This is a genomic window from Frankia nepalensis, assembly GCF_016786325.1.
GTDB classification, from domain to species: Bacteria; Actinomycetota; Actinomycetes; order Frankiales; family Frankiaceae; genus Pseudofrankia; species Pseudofrankia nepalensis.
In genome coordinates this window covers 1-21,283 of the sequence record NZ_JADWYU010000109.1, presented here as the reverse complement: position 1 = coordinate 21,283, position 21,283 = coordinate 1, and the positions used below count along the sequence as shown (strand labels likewise).

Genomic DNA, 21,283 nt, shown 5'->3' with positions numbered 1-21,283 from the left:
TCCGCTCCGGTACGGGGCGGAGAACTGGTGTCCCTCTGGAGTAGCGTCGTTCCGCTTGAGCACGCCGACGTTGTTCGCCTCACCAACGTCTCCCAGTATTGGCTTCACAGCAAGAGATGACATCACCTCCCCAAAGGAATGCCCAGATGATCGAGCGCGCCTCACTGATCACAGGGAACGAAGGCAAGGCGGCCGAGTATGCCACCCTGCTGGGCATCGACGTACGAGCCGTCAAGGAAGATCTGATCGAGATCCAGTCCCTCGACGTGGTGGCAGTAGTCGAGCGGAAAGTCGCCGATGCCTACGCCAAGCTCGGGGTCCCCGTGCTCGTCGACGACACAGGCTTGGCGGTGAACGCGTGGAACGGCCTTCCCGGCGCGCTCGTCGCCTGGTTCCTCGGCTCCGTCGGCACCCAGGGCATCCTCGACATGGCCGCCGGCCTGACCGACCGGGCCGCGACCGTCACGACCGCCCTCGGCTATGCCGACGCCAACGGCATCCGGATCTTCACCGGAACCGTCCAAGGCACGCTGGCCACCGAACGGCGCGGCACCAACGGCTTCAGCTACGACGAAATCTTCGTCCCAGCGGGCGGGGACCTGACCTTCGCCGAGATGCCCACCGAGCAGAAGAACCTCGTCTCCCACCGCCGACTCGCGGTCGACGCCCTACGCGCAGAGTTCGGACTCACCGGCTCCTGAGTCTCGAGGCCTCGGATAACTGGTAGACAGCGCTTCGTCGCAGTCGTGGTGGAATGGCCGCGGGCGGCGCGTGGTGGTCGGGGCGCCGGACGGCGGGGTGAAGACGGCGATGACGTTGCTGTTCAAGGTCGACGGCGGCAGGGCGACAGCCCTGTCCGGCGTCTCGCTGGCCGAGGCAGGGCTGAGTGAGCGGGCCCACCTGCAGGAATGGGTGCTCGCCAATCCCGCGATCCTCGGCGACGACGTCCTGGTCGTGACCAGCGAATACGACCAGTGGACCGGCGGCGACGGTGTGCGCGCCCGGGACCGGCTCGACATTCTCGGGCTCAGTGCCGCCGGCCGGCTCGTGGTCGTGGAGCTCAAGCGTGACGCGGCGCCTGGGGACACCCATCTGCAGGCGATCACCTATGCGGCGATGGTCTCGGGCTTCACGCTGGACACGCTCGCCGACGCGCACGCGGCCTGGCTGACCAGGCGTGGGACCCCGACGGACCGCGATACCGCTCGGGCGCTGCTGCTCGAGCACATCGGCGGGGGCGAGTTCGATCCGGAGCTGCTTCGCAAACCGCGGATCATGCTGATCGCCGGCGCGTTCCCGCGGCAGGTCACCAACACCGCTGTCTGGCTCGCGCAGTTCGACCTGATTGTCGAACTGGTCGAGGTGGCCGCCTGGCGCTCGGCTGACGGAATCCTCGCGGGCTTCAACCGGCTGTGGCCTACGCCTGGTGCCGAGGAGTTCACCCTGAGCCCGGCGGCGCGGGCGGATGCCGAGCGTGTCACTCAGAAGGAGGTCCAGCGTTCCCGGGCAGCCTCGGCGGTGCGGAGGCTCGTTGACGCGGGGACGCTCACCGACGGCACCGCGCTCCGGCTCGCGTTCTCGGCCGCGACGGCCGCGCAGCGGGCCCAGCTCGAACAGTGGGTGCAGCAGGAACCGGCGCGCGGCCGGGCGACCTGGCACAACGACCCGAAGGGCCCGCTGCGCTGGGAGGGTGACGGCGGCTTCTGGCTGCCGACCAGGCTCGTCCTGCACATCCTCACCCAGGCCACGGGATCGGCGCCCGGCGCGGTGCGCGGAACGACGTGGTGGGAGGACGAGGCTGGACACAGCCTGGCGGAGCTTGCCGAGGACGTCCCAGGACAGAGCGGACGCGACTGGTCCGACCTGCACGCCTATCTCGACGCGCTGCCCGCCGGCCGGTGGACCACCTACGGCGATCTCGCCCAGGTGGTCGGCACCAAGGCTCAGCCGCTCGGCCAGCACATCGCCAGGTGCCCGTCCTGCCAGTACGCCTGGCGAGTACTGAACGCCGACGGCAAGGTCGCCCCGGGCTTCAAGTGGTCGGACCCGGCCCGCGCCGAAACTCCCCAGCAGGTCCTCGAATCGGAAGGCATCACCTTCGCCAACGGCACCGCCGACCCCGCAGCGCGCCTCACCCTCGCCGACCTCGCGAGCCTTCCGCGCCAAGCCACCTGACAGAGGGACAGCGGCGTGGGCGGTGGTGGCCTACGTGCACTGCGGCCAGCCGTATGCGGTCAACTCGTTGTCGCGGTACTACAGCCGCCAGCTGGTGCGGGGCCGGGCGCGGGGCGCGGGTCGGACGGCGGGTGGTCGGTGGGGAGTCGGCGAGGAGTCGCTGGGAACGGCTAACTGGGCTCACTGATCGTGGCTGCGCGGGCCCGCCGTCGGCCGGCATCGAACCCCGGCGGCGGGTCCGGCCAGGCTCGCTAGAGATCTTTAAGTCTTTGGGTTAAAGATCTCTAGCGACAGGTTCCGCTGAAGGGTCGCCCCGGAGACCGACGAGCTGACCCGCGATCGGGCTTCGAGGAGGACTGATCTCCTGGCTACCCGGGGCCGCGGGCACGGGAGCGGCCCAGCTGGATCCGCCTGGGCCGTTCGGGCTCCTTCACCAGCGAGCCCCGGCCGATGCCGACCCGGAAGGTCTATGCCTTCTTGACAGCGGTGTAGATGTTGTAGCGCCAGGCCTCCTGGTGCTTCCACATCTCCACACCGCTCATCGCGTTGACGGCCTTCTCTGTCTTGCCCAGTAGTCGCGCGATTGTGTAGGGAACCCGGCCGATGACCGCGAACGCGCGCAGCATCGGCAGCATGCGGGCCGTCACGTCCTCCACCGACTCGACCTTGAACGACGCCGAGTCGAGGAGGCTTTCGAGGTCGCCGTGGTTGAGGCGGTGCCAGGAAGGCATCGCGCCAAGTTCGCACACGGCGTCGAGCGCCGCCCGCGCGGCCGGCTCCAACCGCTCCTGCGGCGTCCGCGAGTACTCGAACATCACGAGCCGCCCGCCGGGACGCAGGACCCGGTGGAACTCGGCCAGCACCCGCTCGGGCTCGGCCGCGTGCACGAACGTCTCCATCGTGTAGGCCCCGTCGAACAGGCCGTCCTCGAACCGCGAGAGGTCGTGGTAGTCACATTCGGCGAACCGGGTGCGGCCGGCGAGCCCGGATTTCTCGCTTCGACGCCGGGCCTCGTCGAGGTTGAAATCGAGAATGTCTATTCCGGTGACATCCAGGTGGAAATCGGCCGCCATCGTGCGCGCGACCTCGCCCATGCCGCAGCCGGCGTCGAGCACCCGGGAGCCGGCGTCGAGACCGAGCCGGCGTCCGAGCTGGTGCTCCATGCGGCGCGTCGCCGGCGAGAACCGCCATCTGGAGTCCCCGGCCTCGTACCAGCCGAAGTGCTTCGTCCCACGCAGCAGATACAGGTAGCCCAGCCGTGACTCCGTACGGTCGTAGTACCGAAGAACCGCCCTTATGTTCGCGTCGCTCTCCGGCACCCCGTGCTCCATACTGGAGGTCTGATGGATCCGTTAGTCTACCTGCTCCGACAGTCTGGCGGCTCCGACCTCCACCAGGATCGCCTCAAGATCATGAGACCCTCTCCCGTAGGTGGCGTATGCCGAACCGTCCGGTAGCAGAGCACGGCTGCTGTCGCGCCGGGAGCTGACCGTTCAGGCCGATGACACGCGGACAGCCGGCCCCGCCGTTCACCCTGTTCCTGAATCCTTCGCGATAAGGCGCTCACGCCCACGGCATGCCGGCGATGCTGGGTCAGGTGCCAATCCGGAAGGGAACCCATGGATCTCGCGGAGCGCTATCAGGCCCTGATGCACGGCGCGACGCTGGTCGCCGAGTCCGCCGAGTCCGCCTACCGGCTGGGCGCCTTGGACCGCTTCCTCAAACCGTGGATCCGTGGCAGGTTCGACTCGCTCGCCGGGACTTTTGCGAGTTGCGACACGAGCCGTGAGCTGGCCGAGGACACCAGAGGACTGGCCAAGACCGCGGCCGACTATTCCGAGCTGCGCGAACAGCTGTTCTCCGACCTCCACCACTTCCGTCCGGAGCCGCCTTGGCGCGTCGTCCAACGGCGAGCGTTCGCGATCCGGGCCCAGTCCGTGGTGCTGCTACGACAGCCGACCTTCGTCCTGCGGCATCTCCACTCCGGCCTGGAAGTTCCAGGCGCGGCGACCTGGGAGTTCAGCGTGCTCCCCAGACCGTCCGACCCGGCCGACGCGGGGAAATCCTTCGTGGTCATGGCGTCGGCGGAGGACCAGCCGTTCGGTGTTCCCGTCCAGGTGTCGAAGGAACTCGAGAGGGAACGCGCCTGGTACCAGCAGCTGGAATACGGCTTCCGCTCCCTGGGGATCACACCCTCGCTACTCGCTCTCTACGATCCGGACCGTCACCTCAAACGGCCGACCGGCGACGGGGACGACTTTGACCGCCGCGGACCGCCCGCGGACTCGCCTCGACAGCTAAGCGCGCGCGTCGCGGCAACGGCACCGGTGCGACCAGGACCGCGTCGGCTGTGCGGCGCCGGCGCGTTCACGGGACTCGCGATCGTCACGGGTGCGCGGCCGGCGTGCGGCCGGGCTCAGCGTGGCAGCGGCCCGGAGTACGCCGCCCGTGCCTGGTGCACGGCTGGCAGGTGCTGCTCGGACCACTGGGTGAGGGCGGCGAAGACGGGGGCGAGGCTCTCGCCGAGTTCGCTGATCTCGTACTCCACCCGGGGCGGCATTTCCGGGTGGTAGGTGCGGACCACGAGCCCGTCGCGCTCCATCTGCCGCAGCCGCTGGGTCAGCACCTTGGGCGTGATGCCCAGCGTTCGCTCGAGTTCGACGAAACGCTGGGGGCCGCGTTCGTGCAGCGCCCAGAGGATCGGGGTGGTCCAGCGGCTGAACACCAGCTCGACGACCGGCCCGATGGGACAGGGACGGACACCGGTCGACGCCTCGGCGGTGGCGGTCATGCAGGCTCCTGCTCTCGATACTTTCCATGGGGAACCTACTATCCACACGAATGTAGCGTGCCCCGGGTCAGCCTGAACCCGACCCGGAGGTACCCCGTGATCGTCGTGACCGGCGCGACCGGCAACATCGGCCGCCACCTCGCCAGGAACCTGCTCGCCGCCGGCGAGACAGTGACCGCCGTGTCGAGAGGCGCCTCGGCGCCCCTACCGGTCGGCGCCGGGCTCACCGCCGTCCGCGCCGACCTCGCCGAACCCGAGAGCCTCACCCCCGCCCTGCGGGGAGCCGACGCGCTGTTCCTGCTCGTCCACGGTTCCGGCGACGGCCTCGACGCGGCGGCGATCCTCGACACCGCCCAGGCCGCCGGTGTCCACCGGGTGGTGCTCCTGTCGTCGGTGGCCGCCGGCACCCGTCCGGACCTGTCGGCCTACGACGGGTTCCGGGCGCTCGAGGACGCCGTGACCGGGTCGAGCCTGGAGTGGACCATCCTGCGACCAGGCGGCTTTCACTCCAACGCGCTCGCCTGGGCACCCTCGGTGCAGGCGCAGCGGACGGTGTTCGCGCCGTACGGCGACGTCGCGCTTCCGTCCGTCGACCCGGCCGACCTGGCCGACGTCGCGGCCGCGGCCCTGCTCGACCCGCGCCACGCCGGCCAGATCTACGTCCTGGCCGGGCCTTCGACCTCGCCGCGCGACCGGGCGACGGCCCTCGGCGTGGCCCTCGGCGAACCGGTGACCTTCGTCGAGATCTCCCGCGAGCAGGCCCGCGAGCAGATGGTGGGGTGGATGCCGGCCTCCGTCGCCGACGACACCCTGACCATCCTCGGAAGCCCGACGGCCGAGGAGAGCGCCGTCGGCCCCGACCTCACCACCGTGCTCGGCCGCCCCGGCCGGGCGTTCGCGGCCTGGGCTCGGGACAACCTCGGCGCCTTCCGCTGACCCCCCGCTTCCGCTGGCCCCGCCACCGCCACGCCGACCCGGCAGACCCGGCCGGCACGGCGAGCGCCGCACGACACGGTGACGCCATCCCCGCCACCGGCCCCGTGTGAGCGCGCTGTCGCCGTGGCGATGCTGACGGGAATCAAACGGGGGCTGTCCGTAACGTCGCGATCGCCCCGGCAACGCGCCGGGGCGGTGGCTGGCGCCCCTCCGCCCGCTACGCCGCGGGTCTGGCGGCGCTGGCGCACGGCAGCCGGCCTCCTTGACCGCGACCGCGTTGCGCGCGAGGAGATGGACAGTGTTTCGATCACGCCCCTCGGGGGTGGCCCTTACCCCTGTGTCGGCCCGACCGGGGCCATCGGCGTCCCAGGCGACCCGGCCACGGGCCGGGACCCGGCGCCGGCGCCTTGCCGTCTGGTCCGCCGCGGCCGTCGCGGTCACGTCCGTCGCTCTCGCCGGGCCGGCGGCGGCGGACTCGACCTACGCTCCCGGCCAGCTCCGCGCCGTGGCGGCCTGGGGGTATGGCGGGGGATACAGCGGGCCGTCGTCCGACATCCCGAGGCAGGTGGACGGCACGGTCGGCGGGTGGGACAAGGTCTTCGCCGCCGAGGGCCGGCACAGCCTGGCGGTGGACGACGCCGGCCAGCTCTGGGCCTGGGGCAAGAACTACCACGGCCAGCTGGGCGACGGGACCAAGACCCACCGGACCGCGCCGGTCCAGGTAGCCGGCCTTGACAACGTCGTCCAGGCCGAGGGCGGATGGGCGTTCAGCGCCGCGCTGCGCGCGGACGGCACCGTCTGGGCCTGGGGGAACAACACCATCGGGCAGCTGGGCGACGGCGGCGCCACGACCGAGAGCCTCACCCCGGTGCAGGTGCCCGGCCTGACCGACGTCACCCAGATCGACGTCAACCAGGGGCACACCCTCGCGCTCAGGAGCGACGGCACCGTCTGGGCCTGGGGATACGGCGAATACGGCCAGTTGGGCGCCGGCGACCAGCAGAACCGGTTCGAGCCGGTGCGCGTCGACGGCCTCGACGACGTCGTCCAGGTCGCCGCGGGCTACCACCACAGCGTCGCGGTGCGCGCGGACGGCACAGTCTGGGCCTGGGGCACGAACCGGTGCGGGCAACTGATACCCGGCCGGGAGGAGACGTTCGAGACGCTGCCGGTCCTCATCGAAGGGCTGCACGACGTCACCATGGCCGCGGCCGGCGGGGACTTCACCCTCGTCCTGTCGACCGACGGCGGCACCGTCGGCAAGGTGCTCGGCTGGGGCTGCAACGACTTGGGGCAGCTCGGAATCGGCACCTACCAGGACACGGCCACTCCGACCGCGGCGGTCTGGGCACCGGAGGACTTCGTCGACCTCGCGGTCGGGGAGGACCACAGCCTCGCGAAGCGCCAGGACGGAACGCTGTGGTCGTGGGGCTCCAACAAGTCGGGGCAGCTGGGCCTCGGCACGCCGTGGCTCACCGAGCCGATTGCCCTCCAGATCCCGGGGCTCACGGGGGTCGGCTCGTTCGCGGCGGGCTACGACTTCAACCTGGTCATCGCCCCGCCGGAACAGGTCGCCAAGCCGCTCCCGAACCCGGTCCCGGGCGACCCGCCCACCGAGGAACCGCCGCCGGCGAACGACCCTGAGTGCCCGCTCGCCGTGCCCGAGTGCGAGCGGCCGTAGCTCCATGCGCCCGGCCTCGCGGGACAGCCACGAGGCCGGGCGTCCGTCAGCCTCCCAGGCGAAAGTCCGAGGCCTTGGGCGTGCCGGGATGACAAGCAACCTTGACTAGCTGGAAAGCAAACTTTACATTGGGCTCGTGGTTGACGAGACTCGGCAGGACAACGTGACGCGCGACGCCCGCAGGGCGATCATGATCGACGGCATCCCGGTCTCCCTCCTCGGGGCGATCGCGCTGGCGCTGGGCAGTTCACCCGACCAGTCCACCGCCGACAAGGCCTGGTGGATCGGCGTGACCGGCGCCTTCACGCTCTCCGTCGTGTGGGTCCTGGTGCGGGCCTTCCACCGCGCCGACGAGTATCAGCGCAAGATCCAGCTGGAGAGCATGGCGATCGCCTTCGCCGTCGTCCTCGTGGGCCTTCAGATCGCCGTCCTGCTCGATGCCACCGACATCGTCGGGCTGCGCCCCCTCAGCGAGGCGATCGTCATCGGAGGCGTGGGGATCTGGTTCGTCATCGCGGACCTGCGCACCCGCCTGCATCGGTGAGAAACCGGCTACGCACGCTGCGAGCCGAGCGCCGGTGGAGTCAGGCCGACCTGGCCGACCGGTGCCAGGTATCCCGGCAGACCATCAACGCGATCGAGACCGGACGGTACGACCCCGGCCTGCCCCTGGCGTTCACCCTCGCCGGCATCTTCAACCTGACCATCGAGGAAATCTTCTTTCCCGACCGTTCCGAGGGGCCCGCCGACCCCGGCACGCGCCGATGACGCGGCCGTGGTGCCCCCGCCCCTGACCGACTCGCCGACGGCGGTCACCCACTGTTCGTCCAACCCACTGTTCGTCCATGAGTGGGAAGTACTCGGCCACGGTGGGGCCGGGTGGGAGCTGCCGGCCGGCGCGCCCGCCTCGGTGATCCGGGAGGCGGGGTCTCGGCTGTCAGAGGGTGAGCGCGCGGACGGTGAAGTCGGTGGGCTTGATCGGGGACGCATCGGAATGGGCCCGGATGTGCTGGGCCAGGGCTGGAGTCGGCCAGCGGGTCGTCTCCGGCCAGTCCGGGGACCGCGACCAGCGGACGCCGTCGAGTCGCGCGCCGGTCAGGTCGGCGCCGGTGAGGTCCGCGCCGACGAGACCGGCCCGGTGCAGGTTCGCGCGCGTGAGGATCGCGCCGACGAGGCGGGCCTCGCTGAGATGGGCACCGGTCAGGACGGCGTCGTCGAGCCGGGCACCTGTCAGGTTGGCGTTGGCGAGGTCCGCGCCGTCGAGGTCGGCCCCGGACAGGCGGGCCCCGGCGAGGTCGATCGCGATGAGATTCGTCTTGACGAGTACCGCGCCCGTGAGGTCCGCGCCGGTAAGACGGGCCGCCATGAAGTCGGCGAACGTCAGGTCCCGGCCGGCGAGGCGCGCGCCGACGAGCTGGGCCCCGGGATAGTGGGCGACGGTCCAGTCAATGATCTTCTCGACGCGTTGCGGTACCAGTTCCGTGGGCTCGTCGCTGGCGGGCGGCGGCGCCCAGCCAGCGCGGCATTCCGGGTAGAAAGCGGGCAGTGGACCGCCCGGGGCTGGCCGCGGCCCGCGGGCGACCTCGTCGTCGGCGCGGTGGACGACGTCGGGCGCGGGCGGCGCCGGCCAGATGCTCACCGCGTGTTCCTCGAGCGGCGGGTCGGCGTCGACGCAGGCGATACCGGCGGCTCGCGCGGCGTCGCGACCCCTCGCCCGCACGCGGACCCGGTACCAGCCAGGGCCGCCGGGCGTCAGGTTCCCCAGCTCGGGCGGCCCGCCCGTGTCCATGTCGCCGAGCCAGGTCCGGCCCGCGTTGCTGTGATGGCTGATGTCCACGACCATGGGCCAGCCGTCGAAGGCAGCGGCGGGCTCGTCGTCGCGGACGTCGACGGTGATCCGGATCCGCCCGTAGTCGGTCCCGCAGACCACGGCCAGGTGCCCTCCGCCCGCCCCGACGAGCGAGTTCCCCTGAAAGGCCTGGCTCAGGCCCGCACCCTCGGGGACCACGTTGTAATCGCACAGGTAGTACTGGCTGTAGCCGACGCGGAAGTCGTCAGTCGTCCACCTCACCGGTCGATCATCGCAGCCGCGGTCGGTCTTCCGAAAACACCCGCGCCACTCGCCCCAGACCAGCCAGGCCAAGACCCCGCGCGGCCACCTCGCCGGTCTCCACTCCCCGAGCCTCCTTGATCCGGGTCAAGCAGCCCGGGAAAACCTCCCATTGATGACAACCAGATACGCGCCCTAATGGGACTAGGCCGTGGAGAGGTCGACGTCCTCCAATCCGCCGGGGCCGTTGTGGCGAATTTTGATCATGTTGCCCGAGTTCCGGTCGTCGGAGAACGTGAAGCTGCAGGAAGCACCCGGCGCCAGGGTCCCCACGCAGTTCCCGGAACCGATGAGGGTGACCTCGCCGAACTCCATGATCTCGCTGACTACCAGCGGAATCCCGCCGGAACTGGAAATGACGACCTGCCCGCAGCGGGCGCTGGCGCAGGGCGTCACGGGAGTCGCCGAGCTCACGGTGATCCGGGGCTCCTGTCCCGAACTGCTCACGGTGATCGGCACCGGCGTCTCGAGATTGTCTCCACCCTGGTAGGGGTCCCACACCGTAACGGTGGCGTACCAGGTCCCGGAGACCGGCAACTGGACCGTCGCCGTCGGCGACGCCTGCCGCGGCACCGTCACGGGTTCGACGAAGCTTCCCGAAACGTTGACGGTGAAGCTGTAGCCCACGATCCCGTACTCGCCAGGCGTCGACCCCGAGGCATCAAGTGTCACCGTCAGCGGCGCGGAACCCGACTGGGGCGTCACCGTGAGCCGCGGGACCGGCGGATGTGGGTAGACGATCGCCCAGGCCGTCGCGGTGGCTGTCGCCCCGGTGGAGTCCCGTACCGTCACGGTCACCTGGTAACCGCCTGGGGAGTCCGGATTCGCGCTGGCCCGCGTATAGGTGTGGGTCGCCGTGGCGGCGGACTGCGGCCCGACGGTCGGACTTCCGTCGCCGAAGTCGAACTCGTAGGTCATCGCCCCGACCCCGCCGGACGCCGTCACCGCCGCCGTGACCGGCAGCGGGGACTCAGCCCTGCTGCCGCCCTCGTGGCTGGTGTTCACGACTACCTGCAGATCGGAGCTCGGGACCGGCATCTGGACGGTCACGCTCGCGGTCGCCTGGTCGGTCTGCCCGGCCGTGTCGGTCACCGTCACCGTGACGGTGAAGGTGCCCTCTCGGGGGAAGGTGTGGCTCGCGGTCGCGCCGGGCGCCGCGCTCGTGGTCGTCCCGTCCCCGAAGTCGAACCGGTAGGTCAACGGCGCCGCGCCCGTCGACCCGGCCGCGTCCGCGGTGACCAGCGCCCAGTCCGCTCCCTGCCCCGCCGTGGCCTGGAGCGCGGCCACGGGTCTCGCCGACCCGGGGAGGTTCGGATCATTCTCCGAGCCGGTCCCCGAGTCGGTCGGCTGATCCGGCTGATCCGGCTGGTCCGGCTGATCTGGTTGGTCTGGTTGGTCCGGCTGCTGCCCGGGAACGGACGGGATCTCGGGTTCCGGGCGCTCGGTCACGACGATGTCGACGGCGGGCAGGGCGGTCCGGCCGTCGGCCAGGCGCGACGACGCAACGACCTGGTAGGTGCCCGGATCCGACCAGGCGTGGCTGACCTGGATGCCCACGGCGCCGCTACCATCACTGAACGACCAGGTTGCCGCGGTCACCGCCTCGCCCGCCCGCGTCGCGACCGCGCGCAGCGAGACGCTCTCGCCCACGGCCACCCTTGCCGCCGACACCTCGATCGCTACCGGCGAAGTTGCCTCGTCGGCCGACGGAGTGGAGTCATCCCCAGCCGGCGGAGTGAAGTCGTCCACGGCCGGCGGAGTGGAATCATCCTCGACCGGCGGAGTGGAGTCGTCCACGGCCGGCGGAGTGGAGTTCTCGCCGGCCGGCGGAGTGGAGTCGTCACCGCCCGGGGGAAACGCCGGCGAGGCCGGCCCGGGCGCGGGCCCGGGCGCGGGCTCGTCGTTGGGCCCCGGCGTCTCGACGGGCTCCGGCTCGAAGCCGGATCCCGGCGGGCCGGCGTCCTCCTGTTCCGGCACCGCTGGCGCGGGGCCCGCGCCCGGGTCACTCGGCGTCAGGTCACCCCGCTGGTCGGGCTCGTACTTCTCCACCGACCGGAAGGTGCCGTCGAACCAGATGACACCGGCGCGGGTGCTCGCGGGATCGTTGAAGAACACCCACGGCCCCTCGACGGACAACTCGAACGAGGTGTCCGGTGGCAGCACCTTGGGCCTCGAGACGACGGAACGCGCGGCGAGGTCGAGCACGAGGACCTGGCCTGTGCTGAAGTCAGGCACGAACAGTCGGCCGCCGGCCTCCACAGGCTGTCCAAGGCGATGGCCGGCCACGCCCAGGTTCACGATCTCGTCGCAACGGCCGGTCTCGAGGTCGCTGAACACCAGCAAACCTCGCCGCCCGCTCACCACGTACACCTCCGGCGCGAGCGCGGCGCCGGTGACCGTGACGGTGTCATCGCCGCCCTGGGTGTCGACGCAGACGCCGGCGCCGGTCACGCCACCACCGCCGATCGGCCGCGCCAGCCTGGCGGCGAGATCCACGGCCACCGGCCAGCCGGCGGCCGCCACCAGCCTGGTCAGTGTCGGGTCGACGGCACGCGGCTGGACCTTTCGGCCCTCGCCCCGTACCTGGATCAGATCGCCGTTGTCGCCGTCAACCACCCACAGACTGGCCTTCTCGTCGGCGAGCACCGCCCCGACGGGCACCCGCGCCGCCAGCGAGTACTCCCCCCGCGGAGCGAGGGAATGCGGGTCCGCGACGGTGACGGTGCCGGTCGTGTGGTTGACCACGAACAGGGCAGAGCCGCCCGGGTACACCGCCAGCCGCTGGCTCGCCTTCGCGAACGACGCCGGCCGCGACACCGTGTAGGTCGCGCCGTCGACCCGACGCACCGTCCCGTCCTGGGCGGAAATGAAACTGTCCACGCCCGACTGCACCCCGGACGGATGGTCGGCGCCCACCCGGACGCGCGTCACCACCTGCCCCGTCGAACCGTCCACCAGAACCGCCTGGCCCACCGCCGACGACACGAGCCACGCCGCGCCGTCGTTCAGCCGCACCGACGCGGGCCGGACGCCCGGCGGGTCAGGCACCAGCGCGGCGAATGCCGCGCCCACGCCTACCAGCAGCAATACCGACAGCGACCGCCGCAGCCAGACCGGCCATGACGCCCCCCGAGCGCGCATCGTCAGCCTCCATGAGATCCCCCGACGCCGCCGAGCCACAGCCTCCCGCTCCACGGAACCGGTGACAGGCACGGCCAGCGATCCATATCGTCCCATCCCCGCCCGGAGCTTCACGCTCGGCCGGGCAGACCCCGTCCAGGCCACCACGGACAATTCGGCGCCGTCATTGATGTGCCGGTGTCATCGGGCCAGCTGAGCGCCCTGGGCGGCCGGCCGCCGATCCGCCGGCAACGCTTGTCCCGCGGCTGTGCTCCGCGGCCTGGTTACGGTTTCTTGGGGCGGGGGCCCGCGCTCGCGTTGTACGCCTTCCGGGCGGCCTGAATCACCGTCCGGGTGGCGCCCGCGGCGGTTCCCTCAATGTTGAGGGGTGGACGCAGGCGTTCGATGAGCTGCCGTTCGATGGCGCGGGGTTCGGGATGCAGGGCCGTGGTGAGGCGCAGGTGCTGGTGCATCCAGGTGGTGAGCCGGATTTCGTCGTCTGGTAGGAGAACGACTCTGTCGGTCCACCGCGTGCGGTAGCCCTCCTGGGCCAGGAGAAGGCCAGCGAGGGTCCTGCGCAAGGTCGAACTCCCGGAACGCGCGAGGTGGTTCGACACGACCCTGGTACGCAGCCGGGTCGCAATCCCAAGGTAGAGCAGCCGCGCGTCCCCGATGATCAGATTCGGCTGGCCAGGCAGCTCCGGGAAGACGGTGACCGACGCCCACCAGGCGTAGAGACCAGGCTCGGCCGGAAGCATCGCGGCATCAGCCAGGTCCGAAGGGCGGCCACACAGCTCCCTGACGACCCGTTCAAGGGGCCCTCCGTCAACCGCCACACCATCGATTCTCACCCCAGACAGTGCGATGACCGACATCACCGGTCCTCACCGCGCTGGGCAGCCGACCGTGGCGGCAGTGCGCGGTGTTCACGCGTCGTCCTGGCTGGACGCGGCGGCTCACGGGGCCGTCGGCCATTCCTCGGCGAGCAGCGCGTAGCCGACGCTGTCGAGCCACTGTCCGCGGCGGTGGAGCGACTCACGGACCGCGTGGACCTCCCGGCGCATACCGAGACGCTCCATGAGCCGCCACGAGGCCTCGTTGTCGAGGAAACAGCTCGCGACCACCCGACGGATACCGAGATCCTCGAAACAGTGACGGATCAGCTCCCGCATGGCTTCGGTGGCGTATCCGTGCCCGCTGTGGGCGGGGTCGAGCGCCCACCCGAGCTCCGCCTGGGCACCCCTGGCCCGGCCGGCCACCTCGCGCTGGGACCAGGCGTCCTCGCGCCTGACCATGAGGTCCCCGATGACCTGGCCGACGGGTGCTCCCTGGTGGAGTTCGACGACCACCGTGGCCGCGAGGCGGGCGGGGTTCCCGAAGATCCCGCGGTAGGCGTCGAGGTCGGCGGGAGCACTGGTGGTCCACTCGGTGACCGACTCCAACCGCCGGTACCTCCAGGTCACGTCGGCGTCGTCGATCCCGGCCGGCCGAAGAATGAGCCGGTCAGTCCGCAGCGGCCGCCCAAGCGCCGGCTGGCTACCCACCGCCGTGGCACCGTCCACTGGTGGCATGACACGGAGAGACAGGAGGGTGACCCCGACATCCCGCAGACGTCCGAGCAGACCGTGGAGCTGCGCCTGGTCCGCGACGGGGCAGACGAGGGTGCTCGTGTGACCGGTGTCCCGCGCGATGACGAGGCCGTCGAGCCCGCCGAACCAGCGGTCGTCGAGATGGCCGTCGACCCGGACCTCATACATGGTGGGAACGGAGACACTCATGACAGGGCTCCTCGGGTCGGGATACCGGAGCGGCCTGGACCGGGATAACGACGGCACGGCCCGCGACACCTGAACGGTCGCGTCAGAACGGCCCCGACTTCGGTCGGGGCCGTTCCCGTTTTCGGGGCTGGCCGCACAGGCCGGAATGTTCCGGCCCGTGCGCCAGATCAGGCAATGACGGGACCCTCCGGCTGGAGGAAACCTCGTGACCGGTGAGCGGCGTGGCCCCGACGAGCGGCTGGCCATGACCCGTGGGGTACTCGACCATGATCCCAGGCGCCATGGTGCCGAAAACCTCCTCCTCGAGCACCACAGCCCATGCACCGATCGCCCGCGGTCGGGGCCCGCTCCGTCCGCTGCCCTCTCTGGTCCTTCGGTCCTTCGAGCGCTATTGCGCGGTCTCGACGATCATCGCGCAGTTGCCGGACGCCGCGGGCGAGCTGCCTGCCTGGTTGACCGCGGTGACCGTCGGGCAGATCACGTCACCGGGGTTCAGCCCATTGATCACGTGCGACGTGGTGTTCGCGCCCACCACCCAAAGGTGTTCGCCGCTACGGATCTCGAAGCTGGTCTCGTTGTCCCCAGGGTCCGTCCAGGTGACCCGGATCCGGTGCTGGTCCAGTACGGTCGCCGCGACATCCCTCGGGGTGCCGGGCTTCATGGGGGCCGGCGGCGGCGGGTCCGCGCTCGTCGCGCACAGCTCCGGTGCCCAGGCGGACGCGCCCGACGGGCTGACCGCCCGCACCCGCAGGCAGACCCGTGTGCCCGCGGCGAGCCCAGTCTTGCTGAACGACGACGAGTTGGCGGGCAGCGTCCAGGTGCGCGCGCCGTCGCTCACCTCGTAGCCGGACTCCAGGCCGCCATCCGTCCAGGACAGGCGGACCTCCGAGGCGCTCACCGCCAGGATCGCCACGTTGCCGGGCGTCGCGGGCGCGCGCCCGTTGACCGTCACCGAGGCCGAGGCCGTCGCCGACCCGGCCGCATTGGTAACGGTCAGCGTCACCGTGTAAGTGCCGGCGGAAGCGTATGTGTGCCAGGTGACGTTGCTCGAGGTTGGTCCCGCCGTCGCGCCGTCGCCGAAGTCGTATCGGTAGGTCAGGCCGCCGCCGGTCGACCCGGAGGCGTCCACGCCGGCCTGCCGCGTCGTCGAATCTCCGGGAGCCGTGAGGACCCGGAGCGACGCGGTCGGCGCGACGACCGACCCCGTCGGCGGCGGCGTGGTCGGGGGAGCCGGCGCCGAGACGCTGATCGCGACCGTCCCGTCGATCTGCTGGCCGTTCGCCAGCCGTGTGGACACGGCCACCTGGTACACGCCTGGCTCGGACCAGGCATGGGCGACCTGGATGCCCTCGGCGCCGCGGCCGTCGCCGAACGTCCACCGCGCGTCGCTGACTGGGGATATCCGCGTCGTGTAGGCCCGCATCGTGATCGGCGCGCCGACCACCGTCCGGGGCGTCGACAGCTCGACCATCAGGCTGCCTGAGCTGCCCGCGACGTACTGGTACCCCGTGGGCTTCGGGGAAGGGTCGCCGGCTGGCCCGGTGGAACCCGGCGTCGTGGGCGGCGGCGTCGTCCGTACGGGTGGCGTCGTTGCCACGGGCGGGGTGGTCCCGACTCCGGACGGCGGCGTCGTCCGTACGGGTGGCGTCGTTGCCACGGGCGGGGTGGTCCCGACTCCGGACGGCGGGTCGACGCCAGGCCCCGTCGTGGTCCCCGGCAGGGCTGGCGGGGCCTGGGCCAGGACGGCGATCGTGACCGCCCGGGCCACCACCCGGCCGTTCGCCAGCCGCGCGGACGCGATCACCTGGTAGGCGCCCGGCTCGGACCAGGCATGGGTGACCCGGAGGCCGTCGGCACTGTGGCCGTCGCCGAACGTCCACCGCGCGTCGCTGACGGGGACCGCTCCCCGGGCGACGACCCGCATGGTGACCGGCGCGCCGACCGCCACCTGGGCCGCCGACACCTCGATCGACACGTCGGCCGGCGCGTCCGGGCGCCCCGCCTGCTCCTGGGGAGCGTCGCCGGCCGGCCCACCGGGAGCCGGCGCCGCCCGCGACGCGGGCGCCTCTGGGGCACCTGCCGGAGGGAGGGAGACGGGATCGACGGTCCCCTGGGGCTGGGCGGGCGAGCCGACCGGCTCTGGCCGGGCCGCCGGCCCGGCGAGCGGCCCGGTCGGCTCGGCGGTCGGCCCGGCGGTCGGCCCGGTCGGCCCCGCGGTCGGCCCGGCGGTTGGCCCGGCGGTTGGCCCGGCGGTCGGCCCGGCCGGCAGCGGCAGGTTCAGCCCGGCGAGCGGCCCAGCCGCCTGCCCGTCGAGGCCGGCGCCTTCCGGGCCCTCGTCACCAGCGCCGACGCGGCCCTCGCCGCCGGCCACCAGAACGCCCGCCGGGTCGAACTTCGTCACCATGCGCAGGGTGCCGTCGAGGCCGATGACACCCGCTCGCTCGCTGGCCGGATCGTTGAAGAACACCGCCTGACCGTCGCCGCGCAGCTCGAACTCGGTGTCGTCGGGCAGCACGTGGGCCCGCGCGGCCACCCGGCCGGCCGCCACGTCGACGACGATCACGTCGCCGGCGCTGTGGTCCGGGACGAACACCCGGCCGGCCGCCTCCCGCGGCTGGCCCAGCCGGTGACCGGCCGCCGCCACCGCCACGGCGTTGTCGCAGCGCCCGGTCGCGAGGTCGCTGACGAGGAGCCGGCCGTCCCGGCCGCTGGCGAGATACACCCGCGGCGCGGTGGTCGACCCGCCGACCGTCACCGTGTCGTCCCCTGGCGACGTGGCAAGGCAGGCGGCGTGGCCACCGGCGGAGTCGAGCGGCCACGCCCGGCGGGCCGAGAGGTCGACCGCGACCGGGCGGTCGCCGGCCGGCACCAGGACGGTCCGCGCCGGGTCGACGGCGCGTTCGAGCACCCGCTCGCCGCCGCCGTCGATGCCGAGGACGTCGCCCGTCTCACCGTCGACGAGCCACAGCCGGGCACCGCCCGGGGCCTCGGGGTCCTCGTCGGCGAGCGCGCCACCCGCGGGCACCCGGCCAACCGGCGAGAACGCGTCGCGCACGCGCAGGGTCGCCGCGTCGGCGGCTGTCACGCGGCCGGTCGTCCGGTCCACGGCGAACACCGTGCCGCCCGCCGGGTACACGGACACGGGCTCGCGTGCCGCGGAGAACGACACCGGTGTCGACGGCTCGAACGTCGCCCCGTCGACGCGCCGCACGGTGCCGTCGCCGGCGGCGACGAACACGTCGGCGCCCGACTGCGCGCCGGACAGCGGGCCGGGCCCGACGTCGACCCGGGTGACGACCTGCGCGGTCGTCCCGTCGACGAGCGTGGCCTGCCCCACGGCCGACGAGACCAGCCAGGCCGAGCCCTCGTCGAGCCCGATCGAGTGGGCCCGTGGCTGGCCGGGTTCGCCCACTACCGTGACGACAGCGCCGGCCCCGACCACCAGCAGCGCCAGCGCCGCCCGTGGCAGCCACGCCCCTCGGGCCGCGGGCCGCCTCGTCCCCTGATTCCGCACCGGCGCACTCACTCCGAAACTCTCATGGTGATCGTTGCTGTGTAGAGCTGCCCCGCCGGCTGGCCGCCGACGGCCACCATGACGGGCGGGGGCAGGCCAAGAGGGGCCGGCGCCGGCCCGCGGGGCAGGCGGGCGGCCGCGGGCGGGCGGCCAGGGCGGGGCCGGGGCAGCAGCGGGCGCGGGTCCACCGCGGCGCGCAGCCGGGTGCCGAGGCCGGCATTCGCCCGCAGCTCCCGGCGGATCTCGTCGAGCAGCCGCCACGCTTCGGCCGGGTCGACACCGGCGGACGCGCCCGGACCGGCGGGCGCGAACATCGCCCGGTCGGCCAGGGCGGCCAACTGGCGCAGCGGGCCCGCCGCCGGCGCGATCAGCGGCGTCTCGACGACGAGGCCCACGACCTCCCGCTGGGTCAGCGCGTCGGACCGGGCGACGCCGCGCTCGGCCAGCCGGTCGCGGGCCTCCAGCCAGGCGCCGACCACCCGCGCCGGCACCGCGCCGCCGCGCCGGCCGCGGCGGCGGCGCGCCTTCTCCGCCACCACCAGCGACGGCAGGAGCAGCAGCGCACCGCCGACGACCATGAGCACGGTCCACGGCCAGGCCAGACCGCCGCCGGTCGCGCCTCGCCGGTCGGGCGCGCCCGAGTCGTCGAGCGTCGGCACGATGATCGGCGAAACCGGTTCGGGCGTGACGGTCCTGCCGGCGCCGGCATCGCCCGTCGGCGCGGTCGGCACCGACGGAGGCGGCAGGGTGCGGGTGAGCTGGGTGACGTCGGTCGGCTCGAAGGCGACCCAGCCGATGCCGTCGAGCAGCACCTCCGGCCAGGCATGCGCCTGCTGGGTGGTGACGGTGAAGGTGCCGTCGTCCTCCCGGCCCTGGTCGAGCAGGTAGCCGACGCTCATGCGGGTGGCGAATCCGCTGGTCCGCGCCAGCACGGCGAACGCCGTGGCCCGCTGCTCCGCGTAGGCCCGCGAGTCGGCCGGACCGGTGCCGGTCATCATCCGGCTCAGCACGCCGTAGGAGTGCCCAGGGGCAGCAGACAGGTCGTAGGGAAAGCGGGTGTCGTCGCGCAGGAACCGCTCGAGGGCGACGAGCTTGTCGTACGGCCGCTCGGCGGACGCCGTCACCTGCGCGGCTATGTCCACCAGTGCCGGCGGGAGGCCGGGCGGCAGTCCGAGATAGGGCGCCGCGGCCGGGCCGGACGCCGGCCTGGCCGCCGCCAACTGCTCGCGGCTCGGCGCGGGCACGCGGGTGGCGAGCTCGTAGCGGTCGCCCTGGCGCGGCGTCGTGAGCGCGGCGAGCGCGCCAGAGGCCGGGGAGAAGGCGCCGCCGCGGCCGTCGCCCGCGTAGTCGAAGTAGCTGGGCCGGCCCAGCGAGGGCAGCAGGACCCCCTCGAGGCCACCGACCGTGACCTCCGCGCGGACGTCGACGCGGGCCACGAGCGTGGGCAGCGGCTCGTCCGCCTCCGGCAGCGTCCGCTCGACGCGGAGGAAGTGGCCGTCGTCGCGCCAGCTGGCGCCGTCGAACTCGCCGAGGGCGGCGAGGCGCACCCGGTCGACCGGCAGGCTGCCGGTGCCGGACGCGAGCCGGATGGTGAACAGGGTCGCCGGGGGCGACGTCTCCAGCTGGGAGCGCACCCGCGCCAGCGGGTTGAGCACGGCGACGTCCCCGACCGGCGGGTGGTAGTGGTCGCGCGGGTCGAAGCGGCGATGGTCCCCGACCGGGAGGACGGTGCCGGCGAGCGTGCCGAGCGCGGCGATCACGACGACCACCGGGAGGCCGAACATCAGGGCGCCGGAGCCGCGCGGCGGCGCGGACCCGCCGCCCGCCGCGGCCGTCGGGGCTACCGGGGCCACCGGTCCCGTCGCGGCGTGCGTGGGCCGGCCGCGCCGCGTCAGGCCGCGGCCGGATGCCGGCGCGGGCAGCGCGGTGCGCGCAACGGCCATCGCCAGCACGAGGGCCACGAACCCACCGGTCGCGAGCACGCGCGTCCGGGCGTCGCCCGCGCCCGCGTCGCCGACCAGCACCAACACCGCGACCAGCGCCAGCAGCGGGGGGACCGCCGGCGCAAGCACCGCCCGGGCACGCAGCGCCAGCACGACGGCGGCGAACGCCGCCGCCCACAGCGCGGCCGCGGGCGCGATCAGCAGCGCGGCCTCCGGCTGGGCCGGCACCGGCGCGCTCAGCAGCGCGCCCCAGCCGTCGCGCAGCCCGCGCGCCACCAGGCTGACGCGGCCGGCCTTCGTCATGGTCCCGTAGGCCAGGCCGGACACGACGCCGACGAATGCGACGAGCTCGAGACTCGCCAGGCGACGCGCCGCGAACCACGCCGTCAGGGCCGCGGCAGCCACGGCGCCGGCGACCGGCACGAGGTAGCCAGCGCCGTCGAACAAAGCGCCGAGCATGAAAGCCGCCGGCAGATGGGCGATCGCGACGATCAGCACCGGCGTGGGCGCGACGGGCGCGGTCGGCGCATAGGCGGAGCCGGGCGGAGGCACGGCGGACGACGACGGCCGCGCCGTCGCGCCGGTGGGGGTCGGCGGCCGGGTCATCGACGTGCCTTGGACGTCCAGACGGCGGCGAACTCGTCGCTGTTCCGCACATTGATCACCATGGCGCCGGACAGCGGCGAGGCGGGCCGGCCGAACCGCTCGCCCACCTGCACGACGCTGACCATCTGGTAGCGGGAGCGGACGGCGGTCACGGCGGCGAGCTGGTCGGCCGGCGCCTGGCCGGTGACCACCCCGAGAGCCACCCCAGCCGAACTCGGCGACATGCCGACCAGCGCGGCCAAGCCCGGGTCGTCGGCGCGCGGCCGGACCGCGGCGAGCAGGTCGAGCGCGACGTCGGCGGAGTCCGTGCCCCGGCCAGCGGCGACGCGTTCGCCGCCGGTGGTCCACAGCTCGACGGGGAAGCCATGCGTGCGGCCGGCGACGGTCAGCGAGGCGGCGACCCGGACGGCGTCCTCGAAGGAGTCGTCGGTGTAGGGGGCGGCGCTGGTGTCGAGGAGGACCATCATGGTCGGCTCGTTGGGCACCACGTTGTGCCGGACCTTCAGCGTCCCGACGCGGGCGGTCGACTTCCAGTGGACCAGGCGCAGGTCATCGCCGCGGACGTAGTCGCGCAGCGAGTGGAACGCGACGCCGCCCTGCGGGGCCTCGTTCGACGTCGGCCCGTCCAG

Annotated in this window: 15 protein-coding genes; 6 read left to right on the top strand and 9 right to left on the bottom strand. The window is 72.8% G+C overall.

The window, feature by feature from the left end; genetic code table 11:
- The first annotated feature begins 146 nt into the window (after positions 1-146).
- Positions 147-701, top strand: coding sequence for a non-canonical purine NTP pyrophosphatase (locus I6A81_RS13625; RefSeq protein ID WP_203003791.1), 555 nt, complete (start codon positions 147-149; stop codon positions 699-701).
- Positions 702-810: 109 nt separating this feature from the next.
- Entirely contained in the window at positions 811-2,175 is a 1,365-nt protein-coding gene (locus tag I6A81_RS13620; RefSeq protein WP_203003792.1) for an MGMT family protein, read from the top strand.
- Between the two features lie 467 nt (positions 2,176-2,642).
- Here I6A81_RS13620 and I6A81_RS13615 read toward each other — a convergent pair whose 3' ends face one another.
- Both I6A81_RS13615 and I6A81_RS13610 read right to left on the bottom strand, forming a co-directional pair.
- On the bottom strand, positions 2,643-3,494 hold the full coding sequence (locus I6A81_RS13615; protein ID WP_203003793.1) for a class I SAM-dependent methyltransferase: 852 nt from the start codon (positions 3,492-3,494) through the stop codon (positions 2,643-2,645).
- A 1,097-nt stretch (positions 3,495-4,591) separates the two neighbouring features.
- Positions 4,592-4,966 carry a winged helix-turn-helix transcriptional regulator gene (locus I6A81_RS13610; protein ID WP_203003794.1) on the bottom strand — a complete coding sequence of 125 codons (375 nt, stop codon included), beginning with the start codon at positions 4,964-4,966 and terminating at the stop codon, positions 4,592-4,594.
- Between the two features lie 96 nt (positions 4,967-5,062).
- Between I6A81_RS13610 and I6A81_RS13605 the strand changes: the two genes are divergently transcribed.
- From I6A81_RS13605 to I6A81_RS13590, 4 genes are all read left to right on the top strand, one after another.
- A complete protein-coding gene (locus I6A81_RS13605; RefSeq protein WP_203003795.1) occupies positions 5,063-5,902 on the top strand; it encodes an SDR family oxidoreductase in 840 nt (279 codons plus the stop codon).
- A gap of 337 nt (positions 5,903-6,239) precedes the next feature.
- Positions 6,240-7,583 (top strand): RCC1 domain-containing protein, encoded by a 1,344-nt coding sequence (locus tag I6A81_RS13600; RefSeq protein ID WP_203003796.1) that lies wholly within the window; start codon positions 6,240-6,242, stop codon positions 7,581-7,583.
- A gap of 136 nt (positions 7,584-7,719) precedes the next feature.
- A complete protein-coding gene (locus tag I6A81_RS13595; protein WP_307874647.1) occupies positions 7,720-8,127 on the top strand; it encodes a hypothetical protein in 408 nt (135 codons plus the stop codon).
- Positions 8,124-8,351, top strand: coding sequence for a helix-turn-helix transcriptional regulator (locus I6A81_RS13590; protein WP_203003797.1), 228 nt, complete (start codon positions 8,124-8,126; stop codon positions 8,349-8,351). The genes I6A81_RS13595 and I6A81_RS13590 overlap by 4 nt, the downstream gene beginning before the upstream one ends.
- Positions 8,352-8,520: 169 nt before the next feature.
- On the opposite strand, the gene I6A81_RS13585 is transcribed toward I6A81_RS13590, so the two are convergent.
- From I6A81_RS13585 to I6A81_RS13555, 7 genes are all read right to left on the bottom strand, one after another.
- Positions 8,521-9,654, bottom strand: a complete 1,134-nt coding sequence (locus I6A81_RS13585; protein WP_203003798.1) for a pentapeptide repeat-containing protein — start codon at positions 9,652-9,654, stop codon at positions 8,521-8,523.
- A 183-nt stretch (positions 9,655-9,837) separates the two neighbouring features.
- Positions 9,838-12,834, bottom strand: coding sequence for a PKD domain-containing protein (locus I6A81_RS13580; protein WP_203003799.1), 2,997 nt, complete (start codon positions 12,832-12,834; stop codon positions 9,838-9,840).
- Positions 12,835-13,097: 263 nt separating this feature from the next.
- The gene (locus I6A81_RS13575; protein WP_203003800.1) at positions 13,098-13,571 is read right to left on the bottom strand and encodes a GIY-YIG nuclease family protein; all 474 of its coding nucleotides are present in this window, start codon (positions 13,569-13,571) and stop codon (positions 13,098-13,100) included.
- Between the two features lie 198 nt (positions 13,572-13,769).
- A complete protein-coding gene (locus I6A81_RS13570) occupies positions 13,770-14,591 on the bottom strand; it encodes a GNAT family N-acetyltransferase (protein WP_203003801.1) in 822 nt (273 codons plus the stop codon).
- A 388-nt stretch (positions 14,592-14,979) separates the two neighbouring features.
- Positions 14,980-18,105: a PKD domain-containing protein gene (locus I6A81_RS45545; RefSeq protein ID WP_203003802.1), complete on the bottom strand. Its 3,126-nt coding sequence runs from the start codon at positions 18,103-18,105 to the stop codon at positions 14,980-14,982.
- Between the two features lie 8 nt (positions 18,106-18,113).
- On the bottom strand, positions 18,114-20,654 hold the full coding sequence (locus tag I6A81_RS13560; protein ID WP_203003803.1) for a transglutaminase family protein: 2,541 nt from the start codon (positions 20,652-20,654) through the stop codon (positions 18,114-18,116).
- Positions 20,651-21,283: DUF58 domain-containing protein (locus I6A81_RS13555; RefSeq protein WP_203003804.1), on the bottom strand; the 633-nt coding region annotated here is incomplete at its 5' end. The genes I6A81_RS13560 and I6A81_RS13555, both read right to left, overlap by 4 nt.